The sequence below is a fragment of the Wolbachia pipientis genome (assembly GCA_023052945.1).
GTDB lineage: Bacteria > Pseudomonadota > Alphaproteobacteria > Rickettsiales > Anaplasmataceae > Wolbachia.
The window spans coordinates 1,118,423-1,131,989 of the sequence record CP095495.1 but is presented as its reverse complement, the minus strand read 5'-3'; the positions used below and the strand labels follow the sequence as shown (position 1 = coordinate 1,131,989).

Sequence of the window (13,567 nt, the reverse complement as noted above, 5' to 3'; positions counted from 1 at the left end):
TATTGCTAATACCCTACTTATTATTGATTATATCTTTGAGCTCTTTTTCAACTACTTCTTTTACCAGTGCATGTAGATATTTATTCAGCCATTCTGAGAGCTGAGGTTTTAAAAGAGATGTAACTAATTCTTCAACAGTAAGATTCGCTCTTTTTTGTTGTTTATGCTGCAATTCGTTTTGCATTTTTCCAAGCAGCGCTTTGATCTCCTCCATATTCTCTTTTAAAACTAGATGATCATTATTTTGCGCTTGTAAGCCGCTATTACTCGTTTTGTTATTACTCATTTGGATATTATCGTACAAATAAATATCTTTTTTTTCTTCTGAATTGTAGCTATGGCCATTAAATTGGTTATTGTTGCAAGCCATTTCCTTACTTTGGTCATCATTATCAATGTCCTCTTTTTCACTATTTTCTTTTTTGCCATCTTCTTCCATGTCTTCTAGGTACTCTTCTTCAAGGCATAGCACATCATCATTTTCATCCTTTATTTCTGCTTTATCGTTACTTGCGTTTTTACCCGATATAGCTTTTTTTATATCTTCTAGAATATCTTTTACAGATTGATTGCCTTGTTCATCATGCATAGTGCTAATACCATTAAATTTAGAGATTTATACTATTTATTATAAAAAGCAAATTATAAACACTAATCACATAATTGCTTTTTGCTTCAACTAAGTCTGAACGTGCTTTAAATAATGCATCTTCAGTGTCCAAAAGGTCAGATGTACTCTTTAAACTTAAGTTTACCTCTCGCTCAACTCCTTCCAATGCTAAAGCTGCTGCTTTTTCCGCTTCTTGACTTGCTTTGATAATGGCCTTTGCTGTCAACACATTATTCCAAGCATTTACAACTGCTTGTTCTATATTTTTTACCGTTTCATAATAATCGTAGGTAGATTTTTTTGCATCCATTTTAGCTTTACTGACACCAAAAGCATTCACTCCTCTTTTAAAGATTGGAACATCAAGAGTAAAAACAACACTGACATTTTCTAATAGCTTGTCTAATTTCATATCCCCCCCAAATTTTTTCTTGCTATTAGATTTAAAGAAGGAAGCCACTTGGAGCTTTCAGCGATCACTTCCATTCCGGCTGCTCTTTTTTTATAAACTGCTGCTTTTAGAGATAAATTATTGGTTTTTGCTAACTGTAAACATTCATTTAGTTCTGGAACAGAAGGTAGTTTATCATTAGCTTCAGAAAGGTCATCAGCATCTTCGCCAATCAAATGATAATAAGCAATATTTGCCAACTTTAATTTACCTTCAGCATCAACTCTTTCGGATATAGAAGACGAAAATTTTGCTTTTGCTAGCAAAACTTCAGCGTTAGTAACTTCTCCAAGGAAAAAGCGTTTTTTCATAGCTGATAAATGTTCCAAAGAAACGCGTTCTTTATGTTCCCTGAGCTTTAACATTTCTGTCTTTTGTAGAACATCAACATATGCTCTCACAGCATTTAGTGCAACTTCTTGCTTCGACCGCTGAAACCGCATTTTTTCCGCTTTGAGAAGATGACTGAATTTACTAAATGTGGCAAAGGTGCCGCCGCCATCTATTATCCTTTGGCTTAACTCCAGGCGTCTTCCAGATGGATTAAAAAGATTAGAATTGCTATCGAAGTCGTACCGCAAACTAATGTCAGGTAGAAACCCAGCCAACCCAGAAGATTTATAGCGTTTTTCTTCGCTTTTATATTGGTAAAATTGAGACTTTATTTTTGAGCTATTTTTGATCGCTTTGCTTATAACTTCTCCCACATCGGTTGCATAGCAACTTATAGTACCAAAAATGATCGCAAGTGTAATAATCAATCGAAACATTCTACTTCCTGTGCATATTGGTTGCGCAGCTCAATTACTAACATAAATTACTTTAATAATCAATAACTAATATTGTTGACACTATTGAGAAATTAAGTATATAGTAGCTTACTATTGTTTAGTTAAATTACAATGAAAACTTTTTTCTTAAAAGAGAAACAAATCAACAAAAAATGGTTTGTCATAGATGCAGAAGGATTAGTGGTAGGAAGGCTTGCAGCATTTGTAGCGACACTGTTGCGTGGAAAGCATAAACCTGAGTATACACCTCATATGGATTGTGGCGATAATGTAATTATTATCAACGCAGAAAAGGTGCATTTTACCGGGAAGAAGCTTAAAGATAAAATTTACTATAAGCATACAGGTTATTCTGGTGGTTTGAAGAAAACTACTCCAGATAATATTTTAAATGGCAAATTTCCTGAGCGTGTAATAAAAATGGCAGTGAAAAGGATGCTTGATGATGGCCCTATGGCACGTAGACGCTTTGAAAATTTGTATGTTTATTCTGGTTCAGAGCATAAGCATCAAGGGCAGCAACCTGAAAAGATAGATTTTGCCTCTTTGAATCGTAAAAATAAAAAGTAATGGAGTAAAAATGAAGAGTTCTACAATAAATAATAATGACTGGTCAGAAAAGACAATTAAATCAGCAGTTGATTCGCTTGGTCGTTTATATGCTACAGGCCGAAGAAAAGAATCTGCAGCAAGAGTATGGATAAAGCCGGGAAGTGGAAAATTTAGTGTTAATAAAAAAGGCGATCTAATTTCTTATTTTAAAAGAGAATCGGTGTGCCAAATAGTGAAAATGCCATTTATAGCAACTTCTACGTTAGACAAATATGATGTATTTGCAACTGTAAAAGGTGGAGGGCTATCTGGTCAAGCAGGTGCTCTAGCTCATGGAATAAGCAGAGCTTTAAGTAGCGTAAGCCAAGATTTGCATTCTATATTACGTAATGGTGAGTTCTTAACTAGAGATTCACGTGTTGTTGAACGTAAGAAATATGGTCAACATAAAGCTCGGAAAAAGTGTCAATTTTCTAAGAGATAGTGATTTTATAGTGGTGTTTTTTTGTAAGTATTATACAAATATTTGCAAAAGTGTATGATACTCTCTATTTTTGTGATGAATTTAGTTGACTATCGGTGTCAACATAATATGCTATTTGTGTGATTTTTTCAATATTAAGGTAATTTATGAGTAAAGAAGATATAATAAAACAATTAAAGGAAGATTGTTCTGATCAGAATATAGATATAACAAAATCTGATTTGAGCAAGATTCATGATGCGTTTATTAAAATAATAAAGGATGAGCTGCATGGGAAAGGTGAAATACGTTTGCATGGAATAGGAACATTTTCTACTGCTATCAGTCAGGAAAAACAATGTCGTAACCCTCAAAATGGTGAGATCATGACTGTTCCTGAAAAGACAAGGGTAAAATTTAAAGCAAGCCAAACTCTTTTAAGTATTTTAAATGAGAAGGAAAAAGCAGCAGCTAGTTAGACATTGTCATTTTCATTGTTTTTACTACGCTGTGTAAGCCGTAAGATACAGCTTCGCTAATTAAATAGTGGCCTATGTTAAGAGCTGAGATGTGAGGTACTCTTGTCATTTTCTTAGCGTGTTTATAAGTTATGCCATGTCCTGCGTGGCATTCTACTCCTAATTTATTGACGTACTCTGCAGCATTAGTAATTAACTGTAACTTTTTCTCTGATGGATTATCACAGTAATCTCCTGTGTGAATTTCTATTATGTCAGGTTTTATCTCTAGCTTCTCAAGATATTTTAGTTGATTAATATTTGGATCGATAAACAGTGAGACTTTTATGCTAGAGCTATGCATTTCCTCTATTATACTAGAAAGTTTGCTGTGCATATTAATGATATCTAGGCCACCTTCGGTTGTTAATTCTTCTCTTTTTTCTGGTACTATACTAATCGAATAGGGTTTTACCTTTTTTGCTATTTCAAGCATTTCTTCCGTGGCTGCAATTTCAAGATTTAGCTCAGTGCTAATGCTTTTTTTTAGGTTAAATACATCTTCATCTCTAATATGCCTTCTATCTTCTCGTAAGTGTACAGTAATAAAGTCTGCTCCAGCGTCAATGGCTACTTCTGCTGCTTTCAATAGATCCGGGTAGGAAGTTCCGCGTGCGTTGCGGAGGGTTGCGACGTGATCAATATTAACACCTAGTTTCACAATCTACCTCAAAAATTATTTATGGATTATACATGTTATTAGGTCTTTTGCATAGTCATTGTTTGATTAGCAATACCATAGCCGAGAGACGGGGTTGGCGAAATGTGTCAAGATGGCCTGGCATCACGCGCTGGAATGACATTTGGGAGTATGTTATCCGTTTGTCACTTCTAAATGATAAGAGCCTCAATGAATTTATTAGTTTATTACATGTCTCTTTTCATGTATAAATCTATAGAAAGTTTTATACGGAAATTGTTTTATGAGCAAAATTATAGAAATCAGAGCGCCAAAGACTCTTGGTGGTGAGTCAGTTACGGAAGGTATAGTAAAAATAAAGAAAAGTATTGGAGAAGCAGTAAAAGTAGATGACTTGATCTTTGAAATTGAGACTGACAAAACAGCACTCGAATTAACTGCAGAAGCTTCAGGGCAAATAACTGAATTTCTTGTAAAGGAAGATGATGTGATAAGTCCTGATCAATTGTTAGCGAAGCTTTCTGTGGGGGAAGTAAAAGAGGAAGCGAGAAAAGAAGATAAAAGCGAAAGTTCTGCTAAAAAAGATGCTCCATCAGCTCGGAAAATTATGGAAGAAGATGCAATTAATGCAGAAAGTGTCAAAGGAACTGGCATGGGAGGCAGAGTAACAAAGGCAGATGTGATAGGCCACATGAACAAAGCTGAACAGCCTGCAATAAAACAATATGAATTGCCAAAAAGTATAGTAAGTGGAGAGCAAAGAGAGGAACGAGTAAAAATGAGCAAAATAAGGCAAGTAATTGCCGCTCGTTTGAAGGCGTCGCAAAATACTGCTGCAATACTGACCACATTCAATGAAATTGACATGAAAAATGTCATGGATCTAAGAGCAAAATATAAGGACACTTTTGAAAAAAAATATGGAATAAAACTTGGTTTTATGTCGTTTTTTATAAAGGCAGCGGTGCAAGCACTGAAAGAGATCCCTGAAATTAACGCTGAGATCTCAGGCGATGAAATCATATATAAACATTACTATGACATAGGTGTTGCTGTTGGCACTGACAAAGGCCTTGTTGTGCCAGTTATTCGGAGTGCCGATCAGATGTCATTTGCAGAAATTGAGGTGACTTTAGTTGCTCTTGGCAAAAAAGCTCGCGAGGGTAAATTACAAGTATCAGAAATGGAAGGTGCAACATTTACTATCTCAAACGGCGGAGTATATGGCTCGCTCCTTTCCACCCCGATAATAAACCCTCCGCAATCTGGAATACTTGGAATGCATTCAATACAAAACAGGCCAGTTGCTGTAGGTAATATAGTGGAAATCAGACCTATGATGTACATTGCCCTCTCCTACGACCACAGAATAGTTGATGGCAAAGGAGCAGTAACTTTCCTCGTTAAAATAAAAAATTATATAGAAGATCCAAATAGATTAGTTTTGGAAGTGTAGCTCAAATGAGTTATTGTTAATCTAGTGTTGCTAAAAGGGGAGTGTTAAATAAACCATACGCGTCAAGTTAAGAAGTTGTAAGCAAGTTTAGGGAAGTTAAAGTAGATAACCTGGTCTTCCTATACCTGTCCTTTATAGAAAATTGTGACCAGTCTGTGGTAAGTTTTTTCAGAAAAATTCTCAGGTTATTAATTTTACTATTTAACGCTAAAAACAACTCCCTAATCCTTCTTTTTAGTTCAATGAAGGCCTTTGTTAAACTCAGCTCTGTATTCTCTTTCAGCTTTGTACAGCCAAATATTCCATGAAATATAAGAATTGCACACAATTTAGCATATAGCCCACATAATACTCTGTATGACTTTCCTTTAAGTTCATCAAGCCTGATGTGACTCTTATACAATTTAAATAATAATTCAATCTGCCACCTTACTCTGTAAATTGTTAAGACCTGCTCAGCGCTAATTTTACTTTCTGGAACATTAGTTATGAATATCGACCAATCCAGCAATTTTTGATTCTTTTGAGAAGATGTGTATCCATGTGACTTTGCTAACTTATTAGCCCTTCTTCTTCTGATTATAGACTGTTCTTCAGTTAATTTTTGACATATAATTCTGGCTTTAATTTTTACTTCTTTCCCTAATAGCACTTCCCTTTCTAGAAAGGATTGACCTTCTAAACATTCCAATAACTCTATTTTTTGATTTGTTTCGATGTCATATGTGTTTGTATCAGATTTATAACGGCTAACAAAATAAGCTCCAGCTTCATCAATTTGTTTAAAAGAAGCTGGCACGAAGTAGCCCAGGTCTGATATTAACAGATCATTAGTTGATATATTGCTTAAATGGCTTCTATAGCCCTGATCTGACCTTATTCCTTCCGTAAGATTAAGTTGATCCAGCGTCTGGTTTAAGTAGTCAAAAAGTATCTGTAATTTTATTCTAGACTTAGCATTGCTTTCATAATCACTATAGCTAGTGCCGTATCCTTTGTACATATTTTCCATATTATTAGGCAAGCTAATGTAGCTACTGTCCAATAATTTGACGCTTTTGAATTGCTTTAAAATTTTACAATCAATTTGTAAGCTATTCCTAAATATTAATAAGGATTCATTATACATTCTTCTCATAAATTCTACTGCTTCTTCAGCAAATCTCCAATCTAAACCCTGTTTTGTTATTTTTATTGAGTCTTCGTTGAGTAACTGACACATCGTTTCTATGCTGCAATTATCAACTCCTATATTACCAAAAACTATTGCTTTTATAAACGACGATCCTCTAAGCTTTCTTTTCCTTTTTATAAAACCTACCTCATCTGATATTTCATCTGCCTTTTCATTGAAGAATTCTTTGAGTTTTTTTGACAAGCACGCTATTCTGTCCATTGTAAGTTCTCTCTATTAAGCTATCCAAGAGAACTTATACCCTATTTTTCCTTCTCTCTGCTAATTTTCCTCTCACTTTTCCTTAACTTGACGCGTATGGTAGCTACATTAGCTTGCCTAATAACATGGAAAATATGTACAAAGGATACGGCACTAGCTATAGTGATTATGAAAGCAATGCTAAGTCTAGAATAAAATTACAGATACTTTTTGACTACTTAAACCAGACGCTGGATCAACTTAATCTTACGGAAGGAATAAGGTCAGATCAGGGCTATAGAAGCCATTTAAGCAATATATCAACTAATGATCTGTTAATATCAGACCTGGGCTACTTCGTGCCAGCTTCTTTTAAACAAATTGATGAAGCTGGAGCTTATTTTGTTAGCCGTTATAAATCTGATACAAACACATATGACATCGAAACAAATCAAAAAATAGAGTTATTGGAATGTTTAGAAGGTCAATCCTTTCTAGAAAGGGAAGTGCTATTAGGGAAAGAAGTAAAAATTAAAGCCAGAATTATATGTCAAAAATTAACTGAAGAACAGTCTATAATCAGAAGAAGAAGGGCTAATAAGTTAGCAAAGTCACATGGATACACATCTTCTCAAAAGAATCAAAAATTGCTGGATTGGTCGATATTCATAACTAATGTTCCAGAAAGTAAAATTAGCGCTGAGCAGGTCTTAACAATTTACAGAGTAAGGTGGCAGATTGAATTATTATTTAAATTGTATAAGAGTCACATCAGGCTTGATGAACTTAAAGGAAAGTCATACAGAGTATTATGTGGGCTATATGCTAAATTGTGTGCAATTCTTATATTTCATGGAATATTTGGCTGTACAAAGCTGAAAGAGAATACAGAGCTGAGTTTAACAAAGGCCTTCATTGAACTAAAAAGAAGGATTAGGGAGTTGTTTTTAGCGTTAAATAGTAAAATTAATAACTTGAGAATTTTTCTGAAAAAACTTACCACAGACTGGTCACAATTTTCTATAAAGGACAGGTATAGGAAGACCAGGTTATCTACTTTAACTTCCCTAAACTTGCTTACAACTTCTTAACTTGACGCGTATGGTTTATTTAACACTCCCACTAAAGCCTAAATATCATCTAGTTCTGCCAGCAGTTTAGCAACTTCCGGGTGATTCGAGTCGCGATGTTTCTTAAAGATGGATAAGGTTCGTGTAATCAACTCCTTTTGTTTCTTACGGTCACCTAGAGCACCATAAGTGTTAATAAGGTTTACTATTGTTATGGCAGCTTGAAAATGATTATAGCCGTAATGTCTTTTAACATTAGATAAAAAAGCCTGTTCAAGTTGCTTCTTTTTATGATCATCACCTAAGGCACCATGATTAATACTTAGTTCTGCCAATAATTGAATGATAACTTCAAAAATGATCCGAGTCACAATGTTTTTCAAGGATAAATAAGGCCCGTTCAAGCAACTCCTTTTTTTTCTTATGATTACCTAAATCCCCATAAGTAATACCGAGGTTTGTCAGCGTTCTAGCAACTTGAAAGTGATCGGAGCCATAATGTTTTTCTTTAATTGTTAAAGCTTGTTCAAACAACTCCTTTTTTTCTTACAGTCACCCAAAGCACCATAAACGATACCAAGGTTTTCTAATATTATAGCAACTGTCAAGTGATCAGATCCATAATATTTCTCAAGAATAGGTAAAGCCCATTCAAGCAGCTTTTTTGCTTTCTGGGGATTACCTAAAGCATCATAAGCGATACCAAGATTTGCCAGTGTTCTGGCAACTTCAAAGTGATCAGGACCATAGTGTTTCTCCTGAATTACTGAAGCCTGTTCAAGCAACTCTTTTGCTTTCTGAGGATTACCTAAAGCGTAATAAGCGTTACCAAGATTTGTCAGTGTTCTAGCAACTTCAAAGTGGTCAGGTCCATAGACCTGCTGAAAAAGGTGATTGAAAAAATGATGTGAGAGAGGTAGAAGAAGAATAAGCAGATCAAGTAAGGAAAAAAATGAGCTTTAGTTACTATAATATGAAAAAATACCCAAGAAACTTTCGTAATATAACAGGTTTAACTATAGAGGAGTTCGAAAAAGTAGTGGAAAAAGTGAGGTCTGGATGCGAAAAACAGAAAAAGTGTCATGGTAGAAGATCAAAACTACCAACTCTGGAAGATAAGTTGTTTTGCGTAATTTTGTACTATCGCACTTACATAACACATAGATTTTTAGGATGCCTATTCAATGTACACAACGCAAATGTATGTAGGTTACTTAAGAGAATAGAGCCATTACTCGCCAAAAAAGTGACTATAACAAAAGATAGAAGTATGACGCCAGAAAAAATACTGAAGATTTTGGCTGATGTTACAGAACAGCAAATACAGAGACCAGAAGATAGTAAAAAACGGAAGAAATCATATTCAGGAAAAAAAAGAACCAACACTATGAAAACTGAGATTATTATCGAAGAAGGAGGAAGAATTTTATCAGTGTCAAAGTCATACCGTGGTAGAATTAGTGATTTCCGCATAAGGAAACAAGAAAAATATTTACCACTTGATAGCATAAAACATGCCGATTCTGGATATCAAGGTTGGCAAAAATTGCAAAGCAATGTTATAATTCCATATAAAAAGTATCGTAAAAAGCCATTAACTCCAGAGCATAATAGAAGATTAGCATCATTTAGAATGAGAGTAGAAAACAAGATCCGAGAGATAAAGATATTTAAGATTATGTCGAATGTTTATCGCAATTTTCAGAAAAAATATAACCTGAGGTTCAATATTATTGCTGGTATTGTAAATCTTAAGCACGCCTTTTAGTTAACCTTGATTTTAGTCACCCTCCTTTCCTTTTTTTTATCGCTTGATTCGCAGCAGGTCTCATGATGTTTCTCAAGAATTGCTAAAGCTTGTTCAAGCAACTCTTTTGCTTTCTGGGGATTACCTGAAACCCTATAAGCAGTACCAAGACTTACTAGTATGCTAGCAATTTCAAAATGATCATGGCTATAATGTTTCTTAAGAATAGGTAAAGCCCGTTCAAGCAACGCCTTTTGTTTCCGGGGATTACCTAAAGCACCATAAATGTTACCTAGATTTGTCAGTAGTTTAGCAACTTCAAAGTGATTAGAGCCATAATGTTTCTTAAGAATAGGTAAAGCCCGTTCAAGCAACGCCTTTTGTTTCTGGGAATTACCTAAAGCACCATAAGCATTGCCGAGATCTCCTAGTATTATAGCAACTGTAAAATGATCAGAACCATAATGTTTCTCAAGAATAGGTAAAGCCTGTTCAAGCAATTCCTTTTGTTTTCTAGGATTACCTAAAGCGCCATAAGCGATACCTAGGTTTCCTAGTACTATAGTGTATTAAATAAGACTTGATCTGACACTTTAAAAAAGTAAGTTATAAAATAATAAAAGAAAGGAGTGTTAGAAATGAGTACAATACAAACAAAAATACTAAAACCAAAGCTAGGGTTATTAGAACTAGCAAAACAACTAGGAAATGTATCTCAAGCATGTAAAGTGATGGGATACTCAAGAGATACATTTTATCGATTTAAGGAGTTATATGAAAATGGAGGAGAGGAAGCATTACATGAAATAAGTAAGAAAAAACCGCTATTAGCGAACAGAGTTTCCGATAATATAGAAAGAACAGTGATTGGTATAGCAACAGAATTTCCAGCATATGGGCAAGAAAGAGCTGCAAATGAACTGAGAAAAAGAGGTATAATAATTTCTCAGGGAGGAGTAAGGTCTGTATGGCTAAGAAATGACCTTGAAACTCTCAAAAAGAGACTTAAAGCACTAGAGACAAAAGTAGCTCAAGACGGAATCATTTTAACTGAAGAACAACTTGCAGCTTTAGAAAAAATGAAAGAACAAAAGGAAGCTCATGGTGAAATTGAGACGCAACATCCAGGTTATTTGGGTTCTCAAGATACCTATTATGTGGGCAATATCAAAGGTATAGGGCGAATTTATCAGCAGACTTTTGTTGACACTTATTCCAGGGTTGCAATGGTTAAACTTTACACGGACAGAACAGCTATTACAGCTGAAGATCTTCTCAATGATAGGGTTATTCCATTTTTTGATGAGCAGAAAATTCCATTATTACGCATTCTAACTGATAGGGGTACGGAATATTGTGGCAAGCCAGAAAATCACGCTTATCAGCTATATTTGGGAATCGAAAATATCGACCATTCTAGAACCAAAGCCAACTCTCCACAAACTAATGGCATATGTGAAAGATTTCATAGAACTATGCAAGATGAGTGTTACAATATTATCTTTAGAAAGAAAATCTACAATTCTTTGGAAGATCTACAGATTGATGTTGATTGTTGGTTGCATTCTTATAATGATACAAGACCTCACTCTGGTAAGTACTGCTATGGAAAAACACCTATGCAGACTTTTCTTGATAGCAAACATATTGCTTTTCAGAAAAATATTAGTAGCATTAAACAAGAGACTGATATTAGTTTTAACTACCTCAATTCTTCTGTCAGTTAATTCTTGTCTGTCAGATTAAGTCTTATCTTTTACAGATAAGAACGTTTCTAAATGTGGTAACAACTGTCGTTTCTTAGCATAATCTTCTAATTTGTCACTACCATAAGGGAAGCTTTCTTTCAGTAACTCAAAAGTCTTCTTCACAACCTTGTCCTTACCTTGTTTTTCTAACTCTATCCTTGTTACTTACTGTACCAACCTGTGAATATTGACTGAACTTTGCTCTTCTCCTGAGTTGATCATTGAATACTGTTTAAGTAGTTGGATAGCATCACCTAACTTTTCTCTATTGCGCTCTAATCCTAAAAACATTTCTACAGGAATATTGTCAGAGGCAATATAGGCAATGATATCCAAAATTTCTTTGGCTTGCTGACCATATTCTGCGTTGTCTTTGATTTTATTAATAGTAATTCTCCAGGTTATAAAAGTTGTCTCGGTGTAACTATCATTGCTGTCTTCAGGAAATTCAAAATCAAGTAACTTTTCTGCTTCCTCTTTATACCTCTTTAAATAATCACTGATTTCAAACCTCAAGCCTACATTCTTTAATGCTATGTCCCTTTCTTTTATATATGCAACTGCCTGCTGCAGAGCTAAAGGAAAGTGCTGTAATGTTTCTGCTAGATTCTTTATTTCATTTTCTTGTGACCCATCTTTTATACCCAGTGCTTTTCTAATGAAGTCTATTGATTCTGGTTCAGTAAATGTACCCAATGTTAATGGTTTTATGTCTCCCCATTTCTGATTACGAGAGGTAATCAGAACACTAGGTTTATTATTGTCAGATGATAAAAAGTGAGACGGTAAAAATTGACTAATACCAGCATCTTGACCTTCACTTCTATATTCTTCTGCATTATCAAAAACAAAGAGACTTTTTCTCTTTGCGAAAAAAGCGTATATGTCTCTTACAATAGATTCAATATCCCTATCTTCTGTAGGAATGCCTAAAAGACCTTTAGCCAACTTCAGAAAAGACTGCGCCATGGTTTCATAGGTTTCAGCATTTATCCATATAATATTATTGCTATAATCTTTACTGTGTTTCTCAATATATTTTCTAGCCAGCTCAGTCTTACCTACTCCTCCCAAACCACTGATAATAGCTAGCTGCGATATTATTGTGGCTACACCTCGACTTTCTTGTATTGACTCGTGCAGTTTTTCTAGTTCTGTTTTTCTTCCAGTAAACGATCCTACTGGATTTCTCACCTCAAATCGAAAGCCTCCTAAGATTTCTTCTTTCATCTTGCGAAAGAATTCTCTTCCGTCTTCATGTGTAAGAAAACGTCTCCCTTTTTCTTTCAGCCAATCTAGCATTTTTTCTTGGAAGCGAGCGTAAACATTTTTTCTGTCAATATCATTAAATTGCTCACCCAGCTCGCTTTTGATAATATCCGCTAGTTTTATTTCATTAGGCTGATTTACTGCAAATACTAACTTATCAAAAAATTCTTTTATATTGTCTTCTAACCTACCTTCATTCATCATTCGCCCAAACTCGCGTTGCCACGTCTGATTTCTTTCCAATTTCCTTTTTGAGTCTTTATCTGACTTGTTTTGAAGTTTTTTTATCTCCTTTTCTAATTCTTTTATCGTCTCTTTCACAGCACTCTTAAATGCCGGTTGCATTATTGAAATCATGTTATTGTGAATATAAGAGAACTTATATCTAGTGCCACCATCTTTAAAAAAGACATCACTAGTGTCGATTACTTCAACTAAAATTTCTATTTCCTCGTTTGGTCCTAAAGTTTTTACCTTCAACTTCTTCACTGTGTTTCGTGCTGTGCTTTGATCCAGATCAAAATCGATATTAGTACAGATAATAAAATCTTTCAGGTTACCATCTGCAAAATCTTGATTATTTTTGATCTTTAGGTAAGAAACAAAATACTTTGCTAATCCAAACTCACCACTTTTATCTTTTGTAAGTAAGTTCCCTACTCCAATTTTCTTGTTATCTTCATCTTGTGTGTGTTTAGCCTGCAAAAAACGGTATACTTTCTTACTACCTTGGGTACATTCAAATACTAAATCATCGAACTTTCTGGCCTCTTCTATTTCTGTACCTAAGCGAAAAGAGTGCTGATAGAGCACTCCACGATGCAAAAATAGCATCAATACCTTTAGCTGGTAGATATTACCGTGCATAACTAGTTAC

At 34.7% G+C, this 13,567-nt stretch carries 14 protein-coding genes and 4 pseudogenes; 7 read left to right on the top strand and 11 right to left on the bottom strand.

All coding sequences use genetic code 11. The features are described from left to right. Positions 1 to 13: 13 nt before the first annotated feature. Together MWH06_05445 and MWH06_05440 are read right to left on the bottom strand one after the other, a co-directional pair. The gene (locus MWH06_05445; GenBank protein ID UPA54728.1) at positions 14 to 589 is read right to left on the bottom strand and encodes a DUF2497 domain-containing protein; all 576 of its coding nucleotides are present in this window, start codon (positions 587 to 589) and stop codon (positions 14 to 16) included. A 19-nt stretch (positions 590 to 608) separates the two neighbouring features. Further along, positions 609 to 1,831 (bottom strand): annotated as a pseudogene (locus MWH06_05440) (TolC family protein). Positions 1,832 to 1,963: 132 nt separating this feature from the next. Between MWH06_05440 and rplM the strand changes: the two are divergent. The 3 genes from rplM to MWH06_05425 all read left to right on the top strand — a co-directional run bounded on the left by rplM (position 1,964) and on the right by MWH06_05425 (position 3,346). Next, the gene (gene rplM, locus MWH06_05435; protein UPA54727.1) at positions 1,964 to 2,422 is read left to right on the top strand and encodes a 50S ribosomal protein L13; all 459 of its coding nucleotides are present in this window, start codon (positions 1,964 to 1,966) and stop codon (positions 2,420 to 2,422) included. 10 nt (positions 2,423 to 2,432) lie between these two features. Next, positions 2,433 to 2,888 (top strand): 30S ribosomal protein S9, encoded by a 456-nt coding sequence (gene rpsI, locus MWH06_05430; protein UPA54726.1) that lies wholly within the window; start codon positions 2,433 to 2,435, stop codon positions 2,886 to 2,888. Positions 2,889 to 3,034: 146 nt separating this feature from the next. Further along, the gene (locus MWH06_05425; protein UPA54725.1) at positions 3,035 to 3,346 is read left to right on the top strand and encodes an HU family DNA-binding protein; all 312 of its coding nucleotides are present in this window, start codon (positions 3,035 to 3,037) and stop codon (positions 3,344 to 3,346) included. On the opposite strand, the gene MWH06_05420 is transcribed toward MWH06_05425, so the two are convergent. Next, positions 3,339 to 4,046 (bottom strand): pyridoxine 5'-phosphate synthase, encoded by a 708-nt coding sequence (locus tag MWH06_05420; protein UPA54724.1) that lies wholly within the window; start codon positions 4,044 to 4,046, stop codon positions 3,339 to 3,341. The genes MWH06_05425 and MWH06_05420 overlap by 8 nt on opposite strands. 262 nt (positions 4,047 to 4,308) lie before the next feature. On the opposite strand from MWH06_05420, the gene odhB reads away from it, so the two are divergent. Continuing rightward, complete coding sequence (gene odhB, locus MWH06_05415) at positions 4,309 to 5,481, top strand: 2-oxoglutarate dehydrogenase complex dihydrolipoyllysine-residue succinyltransferase (protein UPA54723.1); 1,173 nt, start codon at positions 4,309 to 4,311, stop codon at positions 5,479 to 5,481. A 67-nt stretch (positions 5,482 to 5,548) separates the two neighbouring features. Here odhB and MWH06_05410 read toward each other — a convergent pair whose 3' ends face one another. Then, positions 5,549 to 6,877, bottom strand: coding sequence for an IS4 family transposase (locus MWH06_05410; GenBank protein ID UPA54722.1), 1,329 nt, complete (start codon positions 6,875 to 6,877; stop codon positions 5,549 to 5,551). 101 nt (positions 6,878 to 6,978) lie between these two features. Between MWH06_05410 and MWH06_05405 the strand changes: the two are divergent. Further along, positions 6,979 to 7,947 (top strand): annotated as a pseudogene (locus tag MWH06_05405) (IS4 family transposase). A gap of 38 nt (positions 7,948 to 7,985) precedes the next feature. Here MWH06_05405 and MWH06_05400 read toward each other — a convergent pair. From MWH06_05400 to MWH06_05385, 4 genes and pseudogenes are all read right to left on the bottom strand, one after another. Next, positions 7,986 to 8,309 (bottom strand): hypothetical protein, encoded by a 324-nt coding sequence (locus MWH06_05400; GenBank protein UPA54721.1) that lies wholly within the window; start codon positions 8,307 to 8,309, stop codon positions 7,986 to 7,988. Further along, positions 8,278 to 8,460 (bottom strand): tetratricopeptide repeat protein, encoded by a 183-nt coding sequence (locus tag MWH06_05395; GenBank protein UPA54720.1) that lies wholly within the window; start codon positions 8,458 to 8,460, stop codon positions 8,278 to 8,280. The genes MWH06_05400 and MWH06_05395 overlap by 32 nt, the downstream gene beginning before the upstream one ends. Next, complete coding sequence (locus tag MWH06_05390) at positions 8,442 to 8,711, bottom strand: tetratricopeptide repeat protein (GenBank protein UPA54719.1); 270 nt, start codon at positions 8,709 to 8,711, stop codon at positions 8,442 to 8,444. The genes MWH06_05395 and MWH06_05390 overlap by 19 nt, the downstream gene beginning before the upstream one ends. 4 nt (positions 8,712 to 8,715) lie before the next feature. Next, positions 8,716 to 8,768: pseudogene (locus tag MWH06_05385) on the bottom strand (hypothetical protein). A gap of 110 nt (positions 8,769 to 8,878) precedes the next feature. On the opposite strand from MWH06_05385, the gene MWH06_05380 reads away from it, so the two are divergent. Beyond that, positions 8,879 to 9,694 (top strand): transposase, encoded by an 816-nt coding sequence (locus tag MWH06_05380; protein ID UPA54718.1) that lies wholly within the window; start codon positions 8,879 to 8,881, stop codon positions 9,692 to 9,694. On the opposite strand, the gene MWH06_05375 is transcribed toward MWH06_05380, so the two are convergent. Together MWH06_05375 and MWH06_05370 are read right to left on the bottom strand one after the other, a co-directional pair. Continuing rightward, positions 9,691 to 10,173: a tetratricopeptide repeat protein gene (locus MWH06_05375; protein ID UPA54717.1), complete on the bottom strand. Its 483-nt coding sequence runs from the start codon at positions 10,171 to 10,173 to the stop codon at positions 9,691 to 9,693. The two genes, MWH06_05380 and MWH06_05375, sit on opposite strands and share 4 nt — an antisense overlap. Beyond that, a pseudogene (locus tag MWH06_05370) lies at positions 10,174 to 10,215 on the bottom strand (hypothetical protein). It lies immediately after the preceding gene. A 96-nt stretch (positions 10,216 to 10,311) separates the two neighbouring features. Between MWH06_05370 and MWH06_05365 the strand changes: the two are divergent. Continuing rightward, on the top strand, positions 10,312 to 11,400 hold the full coding sequence (locus MWH06_05365; GenBank protein UPA54716.1) for an IS481 family transposase: 1,089 nt from the start codon (positions 10,312 to 10,314) through the stop codon (positions 11,398 to 11,400). 186 nt (positions 11,401 to 11,586) lie between these two features. On the opposite strand, the gene MWH06_05360 is transcribed toward MWH06_05365, so the two are convergent. After that, positions 11,587 to 13,557 carry an NB-ARC domain-containing protein gene (locus MWH06_05360; protein ID UPA54715.1) on the bottom strand — a complete coding sequence of 657 codons (1,971 nt, stop codon included), beginning with the start codon at positions 13,555 to 13,557 and terminating at the stop codon, positions 11,587 to 11,589. Between the last annotated feature and the right edge of the window lie 10 nt (positions 13,558 to 13,567).

Excerpts from the sequence above, each read along its gene's own strand:
- MWH06_05445 (UPA54728.1), bottom strand. The coding sequence starts at position 589 with ATGCATGATGAACAAGGCAATCAATCTGTAAAAGATATTCTAGAAGAT.
- rplM (UPA54727.1), top strand. The coding sequence starts at position 1,964 with ATGAAAACTTTTTTCTTAAAAGAGAAACAAATCAACAAAAAATGGTTT.
- rpsI (UPA54726.1), top strand. The coding sequence starts at position 2,433 with ATGAAGAGTTCTACAATAAATAATAATGACTGGTCAGAAAAGACAATT.
- MWH06_05425 (UPA54725.1), top strand. The coding sequence starts at position 3,035 with ATGAGTAAAGAAGATATAATAAAACAATTAAAGGAAGATTGTTCTGAT.
- odhB (UPA54723.1), top strand. The coding sequence starts at position 4,309 with ATGAGCAAAATTATAGAAATCAGAGCGCCAAAGACTCTTGGTGGTGAG.
- MWH06_05410 (UPA54722.1), bottom strand. The coding sequence starts at position 6,877 with ATGGACAGAATAGCGTGCTTGTCAAAAAAACTCAAAGAATTCTTCAAT.
- MWH06_05380 (UPA54718.1), top strand. The coding sequence starts at position 8,879 with ATGAGCTTTAGTTACTATAATATGAAAAAATACCCAAGAAACTTTCGT.
- MWH06_05365 (UPA54716.1), top strand. The coding sequence starts at position 10,312 with ATGAGTACAATACAAACAAAAATACTAAAACCAAAGCTAGGGTTATTA.
- MWH06_05360 (UPA54715.1), bottom strand. The coding sequence starts at position 13,557 with ATGCACGGTAATATCTACCAGCTAAAGGTATTGATGCTATTTTTGCAT.